Origin of the sequence: Maritimibacter sp. DP1N21-5, assembly GCF_019218295.1 — a bacterium.
Taxonomy (GTDB): domain Bacteria; phylum Pseudomonadota; class Alphaproteobacteria; order Rhodobacterales; family Rhodobacteraceae; genus Maritimibacter.
This window is the reverse complement of record NZ_JAHUZF010000006.1, coordinates 1,416,854-1,434,197: the sequence shown is the minus strand read 5'-3', so window position 1 is coordinate 1,434,197 and position 17,344 is coordinate 1,416,854. Positions and strand designations below refer to the sequence as shown.

Below are 17,344 nucleotides of genomic sequence, written 5' to 3'. Positions count from 1 at the left end.
ATGGGCGGCTCTGTGCAGGCATCCGCCAAGCCCCGCGCACGCAGGGGGCGCCGTCGCGGCCGTAACCGCGCGATGATGGCCGAGATCAACATCACGCCCTTCGTGGACGTGATGCTGGTGCTTCTGATCATCTTCATGGTGGCGGCCCCGCTCATGACGGTGGGGATCGATATCCAGATGCCCGAGACCGCAGCGAACCCTCTGCCCACGATCGAGGAAGAGCCCCTGACGCTCTCGATCACGAACGACGGGCGCGTGGCGATCATGACGACGGAAGTGCCGCGCGACGAGTTGGTCACGCGGCTGCAGGGCATCATGACCGAACGCACGGACGACAAGATCTTTCTGCGGGCCGATGGGCGCGTGCCTTACGAAGAGGTGGCCCAGATCATGGGTGCGCTCAACGCGGCGGGCCTGAACAACATCGGGCTCGTGACGGAAACGGGCGGACCCGCGCTCGACGGGACGTCCCAGTAGGAGCATCGGTTGAAGACCGGCTACTATATCTCGGGGATTGGCCACGGCCTCCTGATCCTGGTCCTGCTGTTCGGCGGGCTCTTTTCGCGTGAGAGTGACGAGCCGATGACGCCGGTGGCGGATGTGTCGATCATTTCCGCCGAGGATTTTGCCGCGCTCACGAGCCCCGAGCAGGGCACGCCCGAGCCGGTGGAGGACGAGCCACCGACCGAAACGCCGGTGCCGCCGCCGCGCCCCGAGCCCGAGCCTGTGCCGGACCCCGAGCCCGAACCGGAGCCAGTTGTTGAACCCCAGCCGGAACCTGCGCCCGAGCCGGTGCCGGAACCCGAACCCCAGCCCGAACCGCAGGTGCCCGACCCGGCGCCCGAGACGCCCGATGCGCCGGTGGACGACACGCCGACGCCGCCCGATGTGGACCGGGTCGCGCCCGAGATCGTGGAAGCGCCCGAGGAGCCGACCGAGGTCGCGCCCGAGGTGGTCGAGGAAGTCGCGCCTTCGGAAGAGCCCGCCGAGATCGTGGAGCCGGAACCCGAGGTGGAGGCTGCGCAGCCCGAGGCCTCGACTACTGAAATCGTGACCGAGGCCGAGGAACCCGCTTCTGCTGCGCCGACTGCGTCGATCCGTCCGCAACCACGCCCCCAGACCCGGCCCACGCCGGCCGCCGAGACGCCGGAAACCCCGGACGAGCCGACACCCGAGCCGGCGGCCGAGCCCGCGACCCCGCGCGATCCGCTGGCCGACGCGGTGAACGATGCCGTCAACGATGCGCTGGACTCGCCCGCTGCCGACGCCGGGGCGAGCGACACGCCCGCTCCGCTTGGGCCGCCCCTGACCTCCGGGGAACGCGAGGGGCTGCGCGTCGCCGTGAGCCAATGCTGGAACCTTGGATCGTCCTCGACCGACGCGATGAAGACGACGGTGGTGGTGATGGTCGAGATGGAGCAGAACGGCCGACCTTCGGGCATCCGCCTCGTGTCGTCGAACGGGCCAAACCAGCCCGCGACCGATGCCGCATTCGAAGCGGCGCGCCGGGCGATCATCCGCTGCGGCGCCGACGGCTACAGCCTGCCCGCCGAGAAATACGAGCAGTGGCGCCAGATCGAGATGACCTTCAACCCCGAGCAGATGAGGCTTCGGTGAGGACATGAGGAAGCACTTGGACCTTCTGCGCGCGCCTTGTAGCCTGAGCGCGAACGGCTGGGACAGCACGACGGCAAGCGGTGGATTGCCGAGAACGACATGGAACGAGTGGCCCGCGATTGAACCTGCGTTCGATCCGGAGAATATGAGGCCCCTATGAAACTGACACATCTGACTGCTGCTTTGCTGGCCGCCATGGCCCTTTTCCCCGTCGCGCCTGCGGTGGCGCAGGGGCAGGGGCCGTTGCGCATCGAGATCACCGAGGGTGTTATCGAACCCTTGCCCTTCGCCATCCCGACCTTTCAGGCCGAAACCGGCACCGCCGGACCCGTTGCCGAGGAAATCAGCCGGGTGATCGCGGCGGATCTGTCGGGGACCGGGCTCTTCCGTGAAATCCCCTCGACGTCCTTCATCTCGAACGTGACGAGCTTTGCCGCGCCGGTCGCCTATCCCGACTGGAAGGCCGTGAACGCGCAGGCGCTGATCACCGGGGCGGTGACGGAAAGCGGCGGACAGATCACGGTGAAGTTCCGCGTCTATGACGTCTTCACCGGGGCCGAGCTTGGCCAGGGACTGCAACTGACCGGCACCACCCAGGGCGTGCGCCGGATCGCGCACAAGGTGGCCGACACCGTCTATTCCCGGATCACCGGCGAGACCGGTTATTTCGACAGCCGCGTCGTCTTCGTGAGCGAGACGGGCCCCAAGAACGCCCGTCGCAAGCGGCTCGCGGTGATGGACTATGACGGCGCCAATGTGACCTACCTGACCGACAGCGAAGCGCTCGTGCTTGCGCCGCGCTTCTCGCGGTCCGGGGACCGGGTGCTCTACACGAGCTATGAAACCGGCCAGCCGCAGATCTATGTGCTCGATGTCGGCACCGCGAGCCGCCGGGCGCTTGGCACCGGGGGCGGCAACATGGCCTTCAGCCCGCGCTTCTCGCCCGACGGGCAAGGGCTCATCTTCTCGCTCGAACAGGGCGGGAACTCGGACATCTACCGGATGGACCTTCAGGGCGGCGGGCTTCAGGCCCTGACCAGCAGCCCCTCGATCGAAACCGCCCCCAGCTTTTCGCCGGACGGATCGCAGATTGTCTTCGAAAGCGACCGCTCCGGAACCCAGCAGCTCTACATCATGGGCGCAGGCGGCGGCGAGCCGCAGCGGATCAGCTTTGGACCCGGCCGCTACGGCACGCCTGTGTGGTCGCCGCGCGGGGACCTCATCGCCTTTACCAAGCAGAACGAGGGCCGCTTCCACATCGGCGTCATGCGCACGGATGGTTCGGAAGAACGGCTCCTCACGGCATCGTTCCTTGATGAGGGCCCGACATGGGCGCCCAATGGGCGGGTGATCATGTTCACGCGGGAAAGCCAGGGGGCGGACGGCGCGGCGGGGCTCTATTCGGTCGATATCTCCGGGCGCAACCTGCGCCGGGTGCCGACCCCCGACAGCGCTTCGGACCCGAGTTGGGGCCCGCTCCAGAACTGAGGATTTCGCCCCGTGCCAGGCCTGTGGTAGGGTCGGCACGAGGCTCAAGGCAAAAACAGGACGACAGGACAGTCACCATGAAAAAGATCACACTTGCAGTCATGCTGGTCAGCGCGCTGGCGCTTACCGCCTGCTCCAAGAACCGTTTCAACGGCACCGACGGCGCGAATGCCGCCGGGGCGATCCAGCCGGGCAGCGCGAACGACCCGAACTCGCCGGCCTATTTCAACCAGACGATCGGGGACCGCGTGCTCTTCGCGGTCGATCAGTCGAGCCTGTCGCCCGAGGCGCAGTCGATCCTGACGCAGCAGGCGTCCTGGCTGTCGAACCATCCGGCCTATTCCGCGATCATCGAAGGCCACGCCGACGAACAGGGCACCCGGGAATACAACGTGGCCCTCGGCGCGCGCCGTGCCAGCGCGGTGCAGAGCTTCCTGATCGAGCGTGGGGTCGCGCCCAACCGTCTCAAGACGGTGAGCTACGGCAAGGAACGCCCGCTCGCAGTCTGCTCCGAGGAAAGCTGCTATGCGCAGAACCGCCGTTCGGTGACGGTGCTGACCTCGGCGGCTGGAAGCTGAGGCGGGACCGGGGTAGAAGCCCGGCAACCGTTCAACGCAGAAACCTTGAACCCTGAGGATTGGTCATGCTGAAATCCATCGTATTCGGCGCGGCTCTGGCCGCCTGCGTCTCTGGCATCGTCTCTGCGCAAGACAGCGCGCAGACGCTGGCGGACGTGCGCCAGGAGCTGACCGTCCTCAATGTCGAGTTGCAGAAGCTCAAGACCGAGCTGAACACCACCGGCGCCCCCGCGATCAATGTCGCGGGGTCGACGCTCGACCGGGTCAACGCGATCGAGGCGGCGATGACCCGGCTCACCGCCAAGACCGAGGAACTGGAGTTCCGCATCAACTCGGTCGCCAACGATGGCGCGAACCGGGTGGGTGACCTGTCGTTCCGGCTCTGCGAGCTGGAACCGGATTGCGACATCATGAACGAAGGCATGTCCAAGCCCCTCGGCGGCGAGGTCGCGGGCGGCACGCCGTCGGGCACGATGACGACGCCGGTCGTGGTGCCTTCGGACCCGGGTGCGTCGGCAGATGCCGGTACGACGGGGGGCGCCGAACTGGCGATCGGAGAGAAGGCCGACTTCGACGCGGCGGTGGCCGACATGGATGCCGGGAACTTCCCCGGCGCTTCCGAGAAATTCGCGCGGCTGGTCGAAACCTATCCCGGCACGCCGCTCACCGGCCAGGCGCATTACCTGCGGGGCGAGGCGCTCGCCGCCCAGGGTATGACGGCCGAGGCGGCGCGGGCCTATCTCGCCTCCTTCTCGGCGGCTCCGGCGGGCGAGAATGCTGGGGATGCGCTGGTGAAGCTCGGCGCGTCGCTCGGCCAGTTGGGCCAGGTGAACGAAGCCTGCGCGACGCTGGGCGAGGTGCCAAATCGTTTCCCCGGTTCGCAAGCCGCCAATCAGGCCCAGATAGAACGGCAGACGCTCGGCTGCTTCTGAGGCGCATGCGATGAGCGTCGAAGCGGCCTTTGACCGGGCGCTTCGCGCCGCGCGAGAGCACAACGATTTCAACGGATTGGTCGTGGCCGTCTCTGGCGGCGGCGACTCGATGGCCTTGCTGAGCCTCGCCGCCGGGTGGGGCCGGGAGGCCCGCTTGCCGGTTCTGGCCCTTACGGTCGACCATGGTCTTCGGCCCGCGTCGGCGGACGAGGCGCGCCAAGTCGCGGGCATCTGTGCGGGTCTGGGTGTCGACCACCGGACCCTGAGATGGACTGGGTGGGACGGCGCAGGCAACCTTCAGGCCAAAGCGCGCGACGCTCGCTACCGGCTCGTGGCGCAGGAGGCCGCCGCCGCGCTGGACCGGCCTGCGGTACTCGTCGGACATACGAAGGACGATCTGGCCGAGACCTTCCTCATGCGGCTGGCACGGGGGTCCGGGGTGGACGGGCTCGCGGCGATGCGGGGCGAGTGGCGCGAGGCGGGTATCCTCTGGCTGCGTCCGCTGATCGAGGTGACGCGCGGCGATCTGCGGGACTACCTCAGGGGGCAGGGGGCCGACTGGATCGAGGACCCCAGCAACGACGACGAGGGCTTCACCCGCGTGCGCATGCGCCGCGCGATGGCACTACTGGATGAGGTCGGGCTCGACACCGACAGGCTGGCCGGCACCGCGCGCACCATGGCGCGAGTGCGGAGCGCACTCGATCACTACACCCTCGCCGCTGGCCGCGACATCGCCCGCACCGAGGCGGGCGACGTGCTGTTCGACGCTGCGGCCTTGTCCGCGGTCCCGGACGAAATCCGGCTTCGGCTTCTCGCCGGGGCGTTGGTCTGGGTCACATCTGCGGCATATCGTCCGCGGTTCGAGGCGCTCTGCGACCTGGACGACAAGATCGCGTCACGCGGACGTATGACGCTCGGCGGTGCTCTCTTCACACTGAAGCGTGGTGAGCTGCGTGTGACGCGAGAGCCAAAGGCCGTCGAGGGCTTACGTGCCGTCCCCGGTGCCCTGTGGGACAATCGCTGGCGGGTGTCGCCGCCGCCGGGCTTCGAGGCCAAATCCCTGTCAGTAGAGCGGCTTGGCGAAGCCGGGCTTCGCGACTGCCCGAACTGGCGCGAAACGGGACTGCCACGCGACAGCCTTCTGTCCGGACCCGCCGTCTGGGACCGCGCGATGGGCGACGCCCGGCTGGTCGCCGCCCCCCGCGCAGGCTTGGAGAACGGCTGGTCGGCAAGCCTCCACCCATACGGGGGCGATTTCCTTTCGTCGCTTTTATCTCATTGAACCTGCCGCATCCTTCCCTATTTTAGAGGGAAGCCGCGCGAGGGGAGCCTGCGCGCTGCACTATTTTCATGGCTTCGAGAGGAGAGACCCTTGGGTAACGCGCGAAACTTCGCCTTCTGGATCGTGCTCTTTCTGCTGATCCTCGCCCTGTTCAACCTGTTTTCGAATGGCCCGACCGCGATGAACTCCACCGCCGTCAGCTATTCCGACTTCATCACGTCGGTTGAAAACGGCGAAGTGACGAGCGCGACGCTCGACGGGGAAAAGGTCCGCTACGTCGGCGAAGGCGGGACCGTCTATTCCACCATCGTGCCGGGCGACGCGAACATCACCGACAAGCTGGTGGCCGAAGGCGTTGCCGTGAAGGCCGAACCACAGGAGCAATCGAGCATCATGGGCCTTCTTTCGCTTCTTCTCCCCGTCATCATCCTGATCGGTTTCTGGTTCTTCATGATGAACCGGATGCAGGGCGGCGGTCGTGGCGGGGCCATGGGCTTCGGCAAATCGCGCGCGAAGCTCCTGACCGAACGTGAAGGCCGCGTGACCTTCGACGACGTGGCCGGCATCGACGAGGCCAAGGAAGAGCTTCAGGAAATCGTCGAATTCCTGCGCAACCCGCAGAAGTTCTCGCGGCTCGGCGGCCAGATCCCGAAAGGCGCGCTGCTCGTCGGCCCGCCCGGCACGGGTAAGACGCTGCTCGCACGGTCGGTGGCCGGTGAGGCGGGCGTGCCTTTCTTTACCATCTCTGGCTCGGACTTCGTCGAGATGTTCGTCGGCGTCGGCGCCTCGCGGGTGCGCGACATGTTCGAACAGGCGAAGAAAAACGCGCCCTGCATCGTGTTCATCGACGAGATCGACGCCGTCGGGCGTCATCGTGGCGCGGGCTACGGCGGCGGCAACGACGAACGCGAACAGACGCTGAACCAGCTTCTGGTCGAGATGGACGGTTTCGAGTCGAACGAGGGTGTCATCATCATCGCCGCGACCAACCGGAAAGATGTACTGGACCCCGCGCTTCTGCGTCCCGGCCGCTTTGACCGTCAGGTCACGGTGCCGAATCCGGACATCAAGGGCCGCGAGAAGATCCTCGGCGTCCATGCCCGCAAGGTGCCGCTGGGCCCCGATGTGGACCTGCGCATCATCGCGCGCGGCACACCCGGTTTCTCGGGGGCGGACCTCGCCAACCTCGTGAACGAAGCCGCGCTCACCGCGGCGCGGGTCGGTCGGAGGTTTGTCATCATGGAAGACTTCGAGAACGCCAAGGACAAGGTCATGATGGGCGCCGAACGCCGCTCCATGGTCCTGACCGACGAGCAGAAAGAGCACACCGCCTATCACGAGGCCGGTCACGCGGTGGTGGGCCTCGCGCTCCCGAAATGCGACCCGGTCTACAAGGCGACGATCATTCCGCGGGGCGGTGCCCTCGGCATGGTGGTGTCGCTGCCTGAAATCGACCGGCTGAACTGGCACAAGGAACAATGCAAGCAGCAGCTCGCAATGACCATGGCCGGCAAAGCCGCGGAAATCATGAAGTGGGGCGAGGACGAAGTGTCCAATGGTCCCGCCGGCGACATCATGCAGGCAAGCCAGCTCGCCCGTGCCATGGTGATGCGCTGGGGCATGTCGGACAAGGTCGGCAACATCGACTATGCCGAAGCCGCCGAAGGCTACCAGGGCAACACCGGGGGCTTCTCTGTTTCGGCCCATACCAAGGAGCTGATCGAGGAAGAGGTGCGCGGCTTCGTGCAGGAAGGCTATGACCGCGCTTACCAGATCCTCACCGAACAGAAAGAGCAATGGGAGCGTCTGGCGCAAGGGCTGCTGGAATACGAGACGCTCACCGGCGAAGAGATCAAGCGCGTGATGCGGGGCGAGCCGCCGCATCTGTCGGACGATGACGAAGGCAGCGCGGGCGAGAAGGCTGAGGACAAGCCCTCGGTCATCGCGATCCCCAAGACCAAGCCGCGCAAGAAGCCCAAGGGCGGCATGGAGCCGGAACCGACGGCGTAAGGCCAGAAATTGAGGAAGGCCGGGAGATGCCCCGGCCTTTTTCTTTTGGGGCCTTGTGGCCGGATGATCGCGTGCGACCACCTCGTTGCGTGTGACTGCGATTTCGGTATACATTTGCATACGATATCGGCCTACAGGAAACGTCATGACTTCGACCGACTGGGACCCCGCCCGCTACACGGCCTTTCGCGGGTTGCGCCTGAGGCCCGCCGTCGATCTTGCCGCGCAGATCGGCGACCTCCCGGACGGTCCGGTGATCGACCTTGGCTGTGGCGCTGGCAGTGTCGGCCCGCTTCTGGCGAGCCGCTTTCCGACCCGCGATCTCATCGGCGTCGACGGCTCGCCCAATATGCTGGCCGAGGCCGAGACGACCGGGGTCTACACGCAGTTGACCGAGGCCGACGTCTTGGCCTGGTCTCCCGATCGGCCCGTGGCGCTGGTCTACTCCAATGCCCTCGCGAACTGGCTGCCCGACCACGAGGCGCTGTTTCCCAAATGGGCCAGATGGCTCGCCCCCGGTGGCACCCTGGCCGTCCAGATGCCGCGTCAGTATTTCGAGCCCTCCCACGCATTGACCCGGGAGATCGCGGAAGAGATGTTTCCCGAGCGGTTCGATTTCCGGGATTGGGTCGCGCCTGTGGCCACGGCGGCGGACTATGCCGCGATGCTCGAACCCCTGGGCGAGGTGAAAGCGTGGGAATCGACCTATGTGCAGTCTCTTGGCGCCGTGGCCGAGGGCCATCCGGTCCGCGCCTTCACCCAGTCGACCGTCATGCGCCCCTTCGTCGCCAGGCTGAACGAGGCCGAGGCCCGCGATTTCCTTGCCGCCTGTGACGCGGCGCTTGCCGGTCCCTATCCGGTGCGGTCGGGGGGAACGGTGCATTTTCCGTTCCGGCGCGTGTTCTTCACGCTGACGGTGCCGGCGTGATCGCGGGACCGCTTCGCTTTCCCTCTGGCAGACGACGGGGCAGGTGATAGGGTCGCGCTCATGTCGGAGTATTACGAAAAGACGCCCTACGCGGGCCGCATCACCTTTCTCGGGGCCGTGACGGACCGGGACGAAAAGCTCGCCTCGGATCCTGCGCCGGCGGTCGAGGTGACCTTCGCGGGCATTGCCGGAGAAAGCCACGCCGGGCTCACGCGGCCCTCTTGTTCGCGGGTCAAGGTCCTCCACCCGCGAGACACGGAAATCCGCAACGTGCGTCAGATCTCGATCCTGTCGGAGGAAGAGCTGGACCGTATCGCGGCGGCGATGGGGCTCGACCGGCTGGACCCTTCGTGGATCGGCGCGTCCATGGTGCTCGAGGGCATTCCGGACTTCTCGCATCTGCCCACCGGATCGCGGCTGCAGGCGCGCGACGGCACCACGCTCGTAGTCGAGATGATCAATCACCCCTGCACGCTCGCGGGCCGGTCGGTGGAAACCTTCGCCCCCGGTTTCGGACCGAAGTTCAAGCCTGCGGCCGAGGGACTGCGCGGGATCACCGCATGGGTCGAACGCGAAGGCCGGCTTTCTGTCGGCGATTCCCTCGCGCTCTGGGTTCCCACGCAACGTGCCTGGGTGCCCGGAAACGCCTAACCGCGCCTTCTGTTTCCGATCCGAACCTCCGGTCTCGCGCCATGACGGGCGCGGGCGCGAAAAGGTCGCGTTTCAGGTTGCGCGCCTCTTGCGCCCCCGCACGATAGCCCGCACGAGGGGGCCGAAAGATCCCGCCGTAGGACGACAACGGGGAGGACGGATGAATGACGATGAAGAGCGACATCGAGATCGCGCGCGCGGCCCACAAGCGCCCGATCACCGAGATCGGCGCGAAGCTGGAGATCGGCGCGCAGGACCTCATTCCTTACGGCAATGATAAGGCCAAGGTGTCGCGCGACTTCATCGCTGGGCTCGGTGACCGGCCCGACGGAAAGCTCGTGCTCGTGACGGCGATCAACCCCACGCCCGCAGGTGAGGGGAAGACGACGACCACCGTGGGTCTTGGCGACGGGCTCGCCCGGATCGGCAAGAAGGTCGCCATCTGCATCCGAGAGGCCTCGCTCGGTCCCTGTTTCGGGATGAAGGGCGGTGCGGCGGGGGGCGGCTTTGCCCAGGTGGTGCCGATGGAGGACATGAACCTTCACTTCACCGGCGATTTCCACGCGATCACCAGCGCGCACAACCTTCTGTCGGCGATGATCGACAACCACATCTACTGGGGCAATGCGCTGGGGATCGACGAACGCCGGATCACGTGGCGGCGGGTCATGGACATGAACGATCGGGCGCTGCGTGACATCGTGGTGGGTCTGGGGGGCGTGCCCAACGGCTATGCACGCCAAACCGGCTTCGACATCACCGTGGCGTCCGAGGTCATGGCGATCCTCTGTCTGTCGCGCGACCTCGACGATCTCGAGCAGCGGCTTGGCGACATCGTCGTGGCCTATACGCGGGAACGTGCGCCGATCACCTGCCGCGACATCGGGGCCGCCGGGGCTATGTGCGTCCTCCTGCGCGATGCCCTTCAGCCGAACCTTGTCCAGACGCTCGAACATACGCCGGCCTTCGTTCACGGCGGGCCCTTCGCGAACATCGCCCATGGCTGCAACAGCCTCGTCGCGACACAGACCGCGCTCAAACTCGCGGATTACGTGGTGACCGAGGCGGGTTTCGGCGCCGACCTTGGTGCCGAGAAATTCATGGACATCAAGTGCCGCAAGGGCGGGCTCGCACCCGCGGCGGTCGTCCTCGTCGCCACGGTGCGGGCGATGAAGATGAACGGCGGGGTCCGGAAAGAGGACCTGGGACGCGAGGACGTGGACGCCGTGAAGGCAGGCTGCCCGAACCTTGGCCGACATATCGAGAACCTCAAGACCTTCGGAGTGCCCGTGGTCGTTGCAGTGAACCATTTCACCAGCGACACCGAGGCCGAAATCGAGGCCGTGCGCGACTATGTCGCCGGACATGGCACCGAGGCGATCCTCTGCACCCATTGGGCCAAGGGGTCCGAAGGGACCGAAGCGCTCGCCACCCGCGTGGCCGAGATCGCGGAGGCGGGCGCTTCGCAGTTCAGCCCGCTCTATCCCGACGACATGCCGCTGATGGAAAAGATCGAGACCATCGCGAAGCGGATCTATCGCGCGGGCGAGGTCATTGCCGACAAGAAGGTCCGCGACCAGCTTCGGGCCTGGGAGGCGGATGGCTATGGAAGCCTGCCGGTCTGCATGGCGAAGACGCAATACAGTTTCTCGACCGACCCCGCGCTGCGCGGGGCACCTGACGGGCATTCCGTGCCCATCCGCGAGGTGCGCCTGTCGGCAGGTGCGGGCTTCGTCGTCGCGATCTGCGGCGAGATCATGACGATGCCGGGCCTTCCGTCGAAACCTTCGGCGCTGACCATCGGGCTCGGGCCGGAGGGTAATGTGGAAGGGTTGTTCTAGGAGCCCGGTCCGCCGGGGTCTCCGGCGAGGGGTATCTGGGGAAGAGATGAACGAGAGGGACCGGTCCGCGCCCACAGGTGCGGCGGTCAGGACGAAAGCAGATGTCGCCCGGCAGGACGGGGGACGCGAACAGGTGGAGATGACGACAGATGAGCGCGAGCGTGATTGACGGCAAGGCCTTTGCGGCCGAGGTGCGCGGCAAGGTGGCCGCGAAGGTGTCCGAGTTGAAGGACAAGCACGGTATCGTGCCCGGTCTGGCCGTGGTGCTGGTGGGCGAAGACCCGGCCTCGCAGGTCTATGTCCGCTCGAAGGGCAAGCAGACGGTCGAGGTCGGCATGCAGAGCTTCGAACACAAGCTCGACGTCGGGACGAGCGAGGCGGACTTGCTGGCGCTGATCGACAAGCTCAACACTGATCCGGCGGTGAACGGGATCCTTGTGCAACTGCCCTTGCCAAAGCACCTGAACGAAGACCTCGTGATCAATTCGATCGCCCCGGAGAAGGACGTGGACGGGTTCCATATCTCGAACGTCGGTCGGCTGGCGACGGGACAGAAGGCCATGGTCCCTTGCACGCCGCTGGGGTGCCTCATGCTGCTGCGTGACCATTTCGGGTCGCTGTCTGGCAAGGACGCGGTGGTGATCGGGCGGTCCAACATCGTGGGCAAACCGATGGCGCAGCTTCTTCTGCGCGATAGCTGCACTGTGACGGTTGCGCACAGCCGCACGAAGGACATCGAGGATGTCGTGCGCCGCGCCGACATCGTCGTTGCCGCCGTGGGTCGGGCCGAGATGGTCAAGGGCGACTGGCTGAAGCCCGGCGCGGTGGTGATCGACGTCGGCATCAACCGCCTCGAGCCCACGGAAGAGGGCGGCAAAGGGCGTCTCGTCGGGGATGTGGACTATGCCTCAGCCGCCGAGGTCGCGGGCGCCATCACGCCGGTGCCGGGTGGCGTGGGCCCGATGACGATCGCCTGCCTCCTTGCGAATACGCTGACCGCCACTTGCCGCGTGAACGGGCTCGCTGAGCCCGAAGGGCTCACCGCGTAAGGCGCAGCGTCACGGACGGCCCGCGCTTGATCTGAACGCGCGTTCAGTTAACGTGGGTCCATGGCGCGAAAACAGGGCTCTCACGCCGGGATCACCGGACCGAAGGTGCGCGAAGCAGCGTTGAAGCTCTTCGCGCGCCATGGCTATGCGGCCGTCTCGATGCGCCAGATCGCGGGCGAGGTCGGCGTGCAGGCGGGCGCGCTTTACCTTTACACACGCGACAAGCAGAGCCTTCTGGCCGACCTCATGCGTGAGCATATGGAGGATCTGCTCGCGGCATGGGCGCAGACGGATCGGGGCGGGACCCCGCCCGAGCGGCTCGAGGATTTCGCGCGGTTTCACATCCGCCATCACCTTGCCCGACCCGACAACATCTTCATCGCCTACATGGAACTGCGCAATCTGGAGCCCGAGAACTTTCGGGAGATCGAGGAGTTGCGCAATCGTTATGAAGGGGCGCTCGTCGACATTCTGGACGCAGGTGCCGCGCGCGGCGAATTCGCAGTGCCCGACACGCGACTTGCCGCCAAGGCCGCGATTTCCATGCTGAATGGGGTCACGACCTGGTACCGCGAGGGCGGGCGTCTGGGGCGTGATCAGGTCGAGACGATCTATTGGGACATGTTGCGAAAGTCCGTCGCGGCCTGAGCCGGGACGTGCCTTTCTTGGCTCGCGCAACCGACGTCAATTGAGCCTCCCGCGACCTGGTCCTATAGTGTCGCAATGTCGCTGCCTCCCGGATTCCTGGACGAATTGAGAAACCGCCTGTCGCTCGCCCAAGTGGTGGGGCGCAAGGTCATGTGGGATCAGCGCAAATCCAATCAGGCCAAGGGCGACATGTGGGCGCCCTGTCCCTTCCATCAGGAAAAAAGCGCGTCTTTTCATGTGGATGACCAGAAGGGGTTCTATTACTGCTTCGGCTGTCACGCGAAGGGCGACGCCATCGGTTTCGTGAAGGAGACCGAGAACGTGGGCTTCATGGAGGCGGTCGAAATCCTCGCCCGCGAGGCGGGGATGCAGATGCCCGCCCGGGACCCCCAGGCGCAGGAGAAGGCCGACCGGCGCACGCAGCTGGCCGAAGTGCTGGAAACGGCGGTGCAATACTACCGCCTGCAACTCAAGACGAACTCGGGGGCAGGGGCGCGGGAATACCTGGAACGCCGGGGGCTCAAGGAGGACGCGCGCGAGCGTTGGCACATCGGTTTCGCGCCGGACGCCTGGCAAGGCCTTTTGGACCACCTTAAAGCTAAGGGGTTCTCTGACGATCTCATACTAGGCGCCGGGCTGGCCAAAGCCTCTTCCAAGGGAAAGTCGCCCTACGACGTTTTCCGCAATCGGATCATGTTCCCTATTCGTGATGCGAGGGGGCGAGCTATCGCATTTGGCGGACGGGCGATGGACCCGGCCGATAAGGCGAAATACTTGAACAGTCCCGAGACCGAGCTTTTCGACAAGGGCCGGTCGCTGTTCAACCACGGGCCCGCGCGGGAGGCGGCGGGGAAGGGCCAGCCGCTCGTCGTGGCCGAGGGGTATATGGACGTCATCGCCCTGTCCGAAGCCGGGTTCCGTGCCACCGTCGCGCCGCTGGGCACCGCCATCACCGAAACCCAGTTGCAGCTCCTGTGGCGCATGACGCCCGAGCCGGTCATCGCGCTCGACGGTGACGCGGCGGGGCTTCGCGCGGCGATGCGGGTCATCGACCTTGCCTTGCCCATGCTGTCCGCCGGCCAGTCGGTGCGTTTCGCCATCTTGCCAGAAGGGCTCGACCCCGACGACCTGATCAAGGCGCAGGGGGCGGGCGCCATGGAGAAGGTTCTGGAGGGCGCCCTGCCGCTGGTCCAGCTTCTGTGGCAGCGCGAGACAGAGGGCAAGGTCTTCGACAGCCCCGAGCGGCGTTCGGCGCTGGATGCGGCGCTCGGCGGCGCGATTGCCAAGATCGCGGACCAGAACCTCAGACACCATTACGAACAGGCACTGAAGGACCTCAAGTGGCAGCTCTTCAATCCGCGTCGGAACCAAGCGGGCGGGGCGAAGACGCCGTGGCAACCGGGTCCGAAGCGTGGTTTCGGCAAGGGGTTCCAGCCGATCCTTCCCCCGACCGCACATACCAAGGGATCGCTGCTCGCCGCCGCGTCCGGCCATGTGGACGAGGTGCTCCGCGAGGCGGTGATCCTCGCCACGCTCATCGTGCATCCGCGCTTGATCGAGACCTTCGAAACCGCCTTCGAACGCATCCACATGGCGACGCCTGAACACGTCGCGCTTCAGAACGTGATCCTGTCTTACCACGGTGACGACAGCGAGGAACTGCGCGCGGAGATCTCGTCGCAATGTGGGCCGCAAAGTCTTGAAAAGCTCTTTGCCCTGAACCATGTAACGATCGCCCCGCCCATTCGGCGTGCCGAGGATGGGGAACTGGCCGCGATGTGCCTGGCCGAAGAACTGGCCAAGCTCGATGCCGCCCGTGGCGCGCGCCGCGAAATCGCCGAAGCGACCGCCGACTTCGACGCGCTCGTGGACGAAGGGCTGACCTGGCGGCTGTCCGAGGCGACCCGTGCGCTCGACGAGGCACGGCGTGGCAAGGGCGAGGACAAAGGGCTCTACGACCGGGCGGACAATGGCGTCCTGCTCGCCAGGGAAGAGAGGGCCGCGCTCGACGCGCTGTTGAAACTCATCGACGGTGAGCCGGGGAAAGGCTCGTCGTGACAGGATGCCGGCAGGGCTGGGTCCGAAGTGCCGGTTTTCGGCATCACAATTAGAGCAATTGCAAAGGAATCAGGGTTAGACGGGTTGGAGAATCACTCCGGGCAGGGAATGATTCGGAAAACGAATCAGTCGTGAACTGATTCGCCCGTGGCGCCGCTGGCTTCCGGGGACCACATGGGCCGAAGGGCGGGGACACCCGACGGCCCGCGAAAAGGGAAATGCCGCATGGCTGCGAAAGATACCGACGACGACCAGAAGGACAACGACCAGGACGACAGCGCCCCGATGGGGGACATGTCGCAGGCAGCGGTCAAGAAGATGATCGCCGAAGCGCGCGAGCGTGGCTACATCACCTATGACCAGCTCAACCAGGTCCTGCCGCCCGATCAGGTCTCGTCCGAACAGATCGAAGACGTGATGTCGATGCTGTCCGAGATGGGCATCAACATCATCGAGGACGAAGAGGCCGAGGACGACGACGCCGACCAGAAGGGCTCGACCGAGCTTGTCGCCAAGGGCGGCAACCGCGACGTCGCACTGTCCTCCTCGGACACCGAGAAACTCGACCGCACCGACGACCCGGTGCGCATGTATCTGCGCGAAATGGGGTCGGTGGAACTTCTGTCGCGCGAGGGCGAGATCGCCATCGCGAAGCGGATCGAAGCCGGGCGCAACACGATGATCGCCGGGCTTTGCGAAAGCCCGCTGACCTTTCAGGCCATCACGATCTGGCGCGACGAACTCCTGAACGAAGACATTCTTCTGCGTGACGTGATCGACCTCGACGCCACCTTCGGGCGCCAGATGGGCGAGGAAGAGGACGAGGACGTGGTCAGCGGCCTCTCCGGTGGCGAGGGCGAAGGATCGGCCAAGAAATCCTCGGACGAGCCGGAACTTGATGCCGACGGCAACCCCATCGCCCGTGACGACGACGATGACGAGGACGACGATCAGGCCAACATGTCGCTCGCCGCGATGGAAGCAGCGCTGAAACCGCGTGTCCTTGAAACGCTGGAACAGATCGCCGGGCACTACGAAGAGCTTTCCGACATGCAGGACCAGCGCATGTCGGCCACGCTGAACGAAGACGACAGCTTCTCGGAAGGCGAGGAGGCGACCTATCAGAAGGTGCGCGGTCAGATCGTCGCGCTGGTGAACGAGCTGCACCTGCACAACAACCGGATCGAAGCGCTGGTCGACCAGCTTTACGGCATCAACAAGCGCATCATGTCCATCGACAGCGCCATGGTGAAGCTCGCCGATCAGGCGCGGATCAACCGCCATGAGTTCGTCGAAGCCTATCGCGGGCAGGAGCTTGATCCTACCTGGCTCGAACGGATCACGGAGAAACCGGGCCGGGGCTGGCAGGCTTTTGTCGAACGCTCGTCCGACAAGGTGATCGAATTGCGCAACGACATGGCGCAGGTCGGCCAATACGTGGGCGTCGATATCAGCGAGTTCCGCCGCATCGTGGCGCAGGTCCAGAAAGGCGAAAAAGAAGCCCGTCAGGCCAAGAAGGAAATGGTCGAAGCGAACCTTCGCCTCGTGATTTCCATCGCCAAGAAATACACGAACCGTGGCCTGCAATTCCTTGATCTCATTCAGGAAGGCAACATCGGCCTCATGAAGGCCGTGGACAAGTTCGAGTATCGTCGGGGCTACAAGTTCTCGACCTATGCGACGTGGTGGATCCGTCAGGCGATCACGCGTTCGATTGCTGACCAGGCCCGCACGATCCGTATCCCGGTCCATATGATCGAGACGATCAACAAGCTGGTGCGCACGGGTCGCCAGATGCTTCACGAAATCGGCCGCGAGCCGACGCCCGAGGAACTGGCCGAAAAGCTGCAAATGCCGCTCGAAAAGGTTCGCAAGGTGATGAAGATTGCCAAGGAGCCGATCAGCCTCGAAACGCCCATCGGTGACGAGGAGGACAGCCAGCTTGGCGATTTCATCGAGGACAAGAACGCCGTTCTGCCGCTCGACTCGGCCATTCAGGAGAACCTGAAGGAAACGACGACGCGGGTGCTCGCCTCGCTCACCCCGCGCGAGGAACGGGTGCTGCGCATGCGCTTCGGTATCGGGATGAACACCGACCACACGCTCGAAGAGGTGGGCCAACAGTTCTCGGTGACCCGCGAACGCATCCGCCAGATCGAGGCCAAGGCGCTGCGCAAGCTCAAGCACCCTTCGCGGTCGCGCAAACTACGCTCGTTCCTCGATCAGTAAGCACGCCTGCTGTGGCGAAAAATGCACGAA

General features: G+C 65.5%; 14 protein-coding genes. All 14 read left to right on the top strand.

Annotated features, from left to right (window positions below; all coding sequences use genetic code 11):
- The 14 genes from tolR to rpoD all read left to right on the top strand — a co-directional run bounded on the left by tolR (position 1) and on the right by rpoD (position 17,314).
- Complete coding sequence (tolR, locus tag KJP29_RS14720; protein ID WP_218464286.1) at positions 1 to 477, top strand: protein TolR; 477 nt, start codon at positions 1 to 3, stop codon at positions 475 to 477.
- Between the two features lie 9 nt (positions 478 to 486).
- Complete coding sequence (locus KJP29_RS14715) at positions 487 to 1,617, top strand: energy transducer TonB (RefSeq protein ID WP_218464285.1); 1,131 nt, start codon at positions 487 to 489, stop codon at positions 1,615 to 1,617.
- A gap of 195 nt (positions 1,618 to 1,812) precedes the next feature.
- On the top strand, positions 1,813 to 3,105 hold the full coding sequence (gene tolB / locus KJP29_RS14710) for a Tol-Pal system beta propeller repeat protein TolB (RefSeq protein WP_255553719.1): 1,293 nt from the start codon (positions 1,813 to 1,815) through the stop codon (positions 3,103 to 3,105).
- A 77-nt stretch (positions 3,106 to 3,182) separates the two neighbouring features.
- Entirely contained in the window at positions 3,183 to 3,683 is a 501-nt protein-coding gene (gene pal, locus KJP29_RS14705; RefSeq protein ID WP_218464283.1) for a peptidoglycan-associated lipoprotein Pal, read from the top strand.
- 65 nt (positions 3,684 to 3,748) lie between these two features.
- Positions 3,749 to 4,615, top strand: a complete 867-nt coding sequence (gene ybgF, locus KJP29_RS14700; protein ID WP_218464282.1) for a tol-pal system protein YbgF — start codon at positions 3,749 to 3,751, stop codon at positions 4,613 to 4,615.
- Between the two features lie 10 nt (positions 4,616 to 4,625).
- Positions 4,626 to 5,900: a tRNA lysidine(34) synthetase TilS gene (gene tilS / locus KJP29_RS14695; protein WP_218464281.1), complete on the top strand. Its 1,275-nt coding sequence runs from the start codon at positions 4,626 to 4,628 to the stop codon at positions 5,898 to 5,900.
- A gap of 90 nt (positions 5,901 to 5,990) precedes the next feature.
- Positions 5,991 to 7,910, top strand: a complete 1,920-nt coding sequence (gene ftsH / locus KJP29_RS14690; RefSeq protein WP_218464280.1) for an ATP-dependent zinc metalloprotease FtsH — start codon at positions 5,991 to 5,993, stop codon at positions 7,908 to 7,910.
- A 145-nt stretch (positions 7,911 to 8,055) separates the two neighbouring features.
- On the top strand, positions 8,056 to 8,838 hold the full coding sequence (locus tag KJP29_RS14685; protein ID WP_218464279.1) for a methyltransferase domain-containing protein: 783 nt from the start codon (positions 8,056 to 8,058) through the stop codon (positions 8,836 to 8,838).
- A gap of 60 nt (positions 8,839 to 8,898) precedes the next feature.
- Positions 8,899 to 9,489 carry an MOSC domain-containing protein gene (locus KJP29_RS14680; RefSeq protein WP_218464278.1) on the top strand — a complete coding sequence of 197 codons (591 nt, stop codon included), beginning with the start codon at positions 8,899 to 8,901 and terminating at the stop codon, positions 9,487 to 9,489.
- Positions 9,490 to 9,653: 164 nt separating this feature from the next.
- Positions 9,654 to 11,330: a formate--tetrahydrofolate ligase gene (locus KJP29_RS14675; protein ID WP_218464277.1), complete on the top strand. Its 1,677-nt coding sequence runs from the start codon at positions 9,654 to 9,656 to the stop codon at positions 11,328 to 11,330.
- 149 nt (positions 11,331 to 11,479) lie between these two features.
- Positions 11,480 to 12,379, top strand: coding sequence for a bifunctional methylenetetrahydrofolate dehydrogenase/methenyltetrahydrofolate cyclohydrolase FolD (folD, locus tag KJP29_RS14670; RefSeq protein ID WP_218464276.1), 900 nt, complete (start codon positions 11,480 to 11,482; stop codon positions 12,377 to 12,379).
- A gap of 60 nt (positions 12,380 to 12,439) precedes the next feature.
- Positions 12,440 to 13,027, top strand: a complete 588-nt coding sequence (locus tag KJP29_RS14665; protein ID WP_218464275.1) for a TetR/AcrR family transcriptional regulator — start codon at positions 12,440 to 12,442, stop codon at positions 13,025 to 13,027.
- Positions 13,028 to 13,102: 75 nt separating this feature from the next.
- Positions 13,103 to 15,085, top strand: coding sequence for a DNA primase (dnaG, locus tag KJP29_RS14660; RefSeq protein WP_218464274.1), 1,983 nt, complete (start codon positions 13,103 to 13,105; stop codon positions 15,083 to 15,085).
- Positions 15,086 to 15,310: 225 nt separating this feature from the next.
- Positions 15,311 to 17,314 (top strand): RNA polymerase sigma factor RpoD, encoded by a 2,004-nt coding sequence (gene rpoD / locus KJP29_RS14655; RefSeq protein WP_218464273.1) that lies wholly within the window; start codon positions 15,311 to 15,313, stop codon positions 17,312 to 17,314.
- Positions 17,315 to 17,344: the final 30 nt, after the last annotated feature.

What these genes read in the sequence shown, in the direction of transcription:
- ybgF (WP_218464282.1), top strand. Translation starts at nt 3,749, where the DNA reads ATGCTGAAATCCATCGTATTCGGCGCGGCTCTGGCCGCCTGCGTCTCT.
- rpoD (WP_218464273.1), top strand. Translation starts at nt 15,311, where the DNA reads ATGGCTGCGAAAGATACCGACGACGACCAGAAGGACAACGACCAGGAC.
- pal (WP_218464283.1), top strand. Translation starts at nt 3,183, where the DNA reads ATGAAAAAGATCACACTTGCAGTCATGCTGGTCAGCGCGCTGGCGCTT.
- dnaG (WP_218464274.1), top strand. Translation starts at nt 13,103, where the DNA reads ATGTCGCTGCCTCCCGGATTCCTGGACGAATTGAGAAACCGCCTGTCG.
- KJP29_RS14665 (WP_218464275.1), top strand. Translation starts at nt 12,440, where the DNA reads ATGGCGCGAAAACAGGGCTCTCACGCCGGGATCACCGGACCGAAGGTG.
- KJP29_RS14675 (WP_218464277.1), top strand. Translation starts at nt 9,654, where the DNA reads ATGACGATGAAGAGCGACATCGAGATCGCGCGCGCGGCCCACAAGCGC.
- folD (WP_218464276.1), top strand. Translation starts at nt 11,480, where the DNA reads ATGAGCGCGAGCGTGATTGACGGCAAGGCCTTTGCGGCCGAGGTGCGC.
- tilS (WP_218464281.1), top strand. Translation starts at nt 4,626, where the DNA reads ATGAGCGTCGAAGCGGCCTTTGACCGGGCGCTTCGCGCCGCGCGAGAG.
- tolB (WP_255553719.1), top strand. Translation starts at nt 1,813, where the DNA reads ATGGCCCTTTTCCCCGTCGCGCCTGCGGTGGCGCAGGGGCAGGGGCCG.
- KJP29_RS14685 (WP_218464279.1), top strand. Translation starts at nt 8,056, where the DNA reads ATGACTTCGACCGACTGGGACCCCGCCCGCTACACGGCCTTTCGCGGG.
- KJP29_RS14680 (WP_218464278.1), top strand. Translation starts at nt 8,899, where the DNA reads ATGTCGGAGTATTACGAAAAGACGCCCTACGCGGGCCGCATCACCTTT.
- tolR (WP_218464286.1), top strand. Translation starts at nt 1, where the DNA reads ATGGGCGGCTCTGTGCAGGCATCCGCCAAGCCCCGCGCACGCAGGGGG.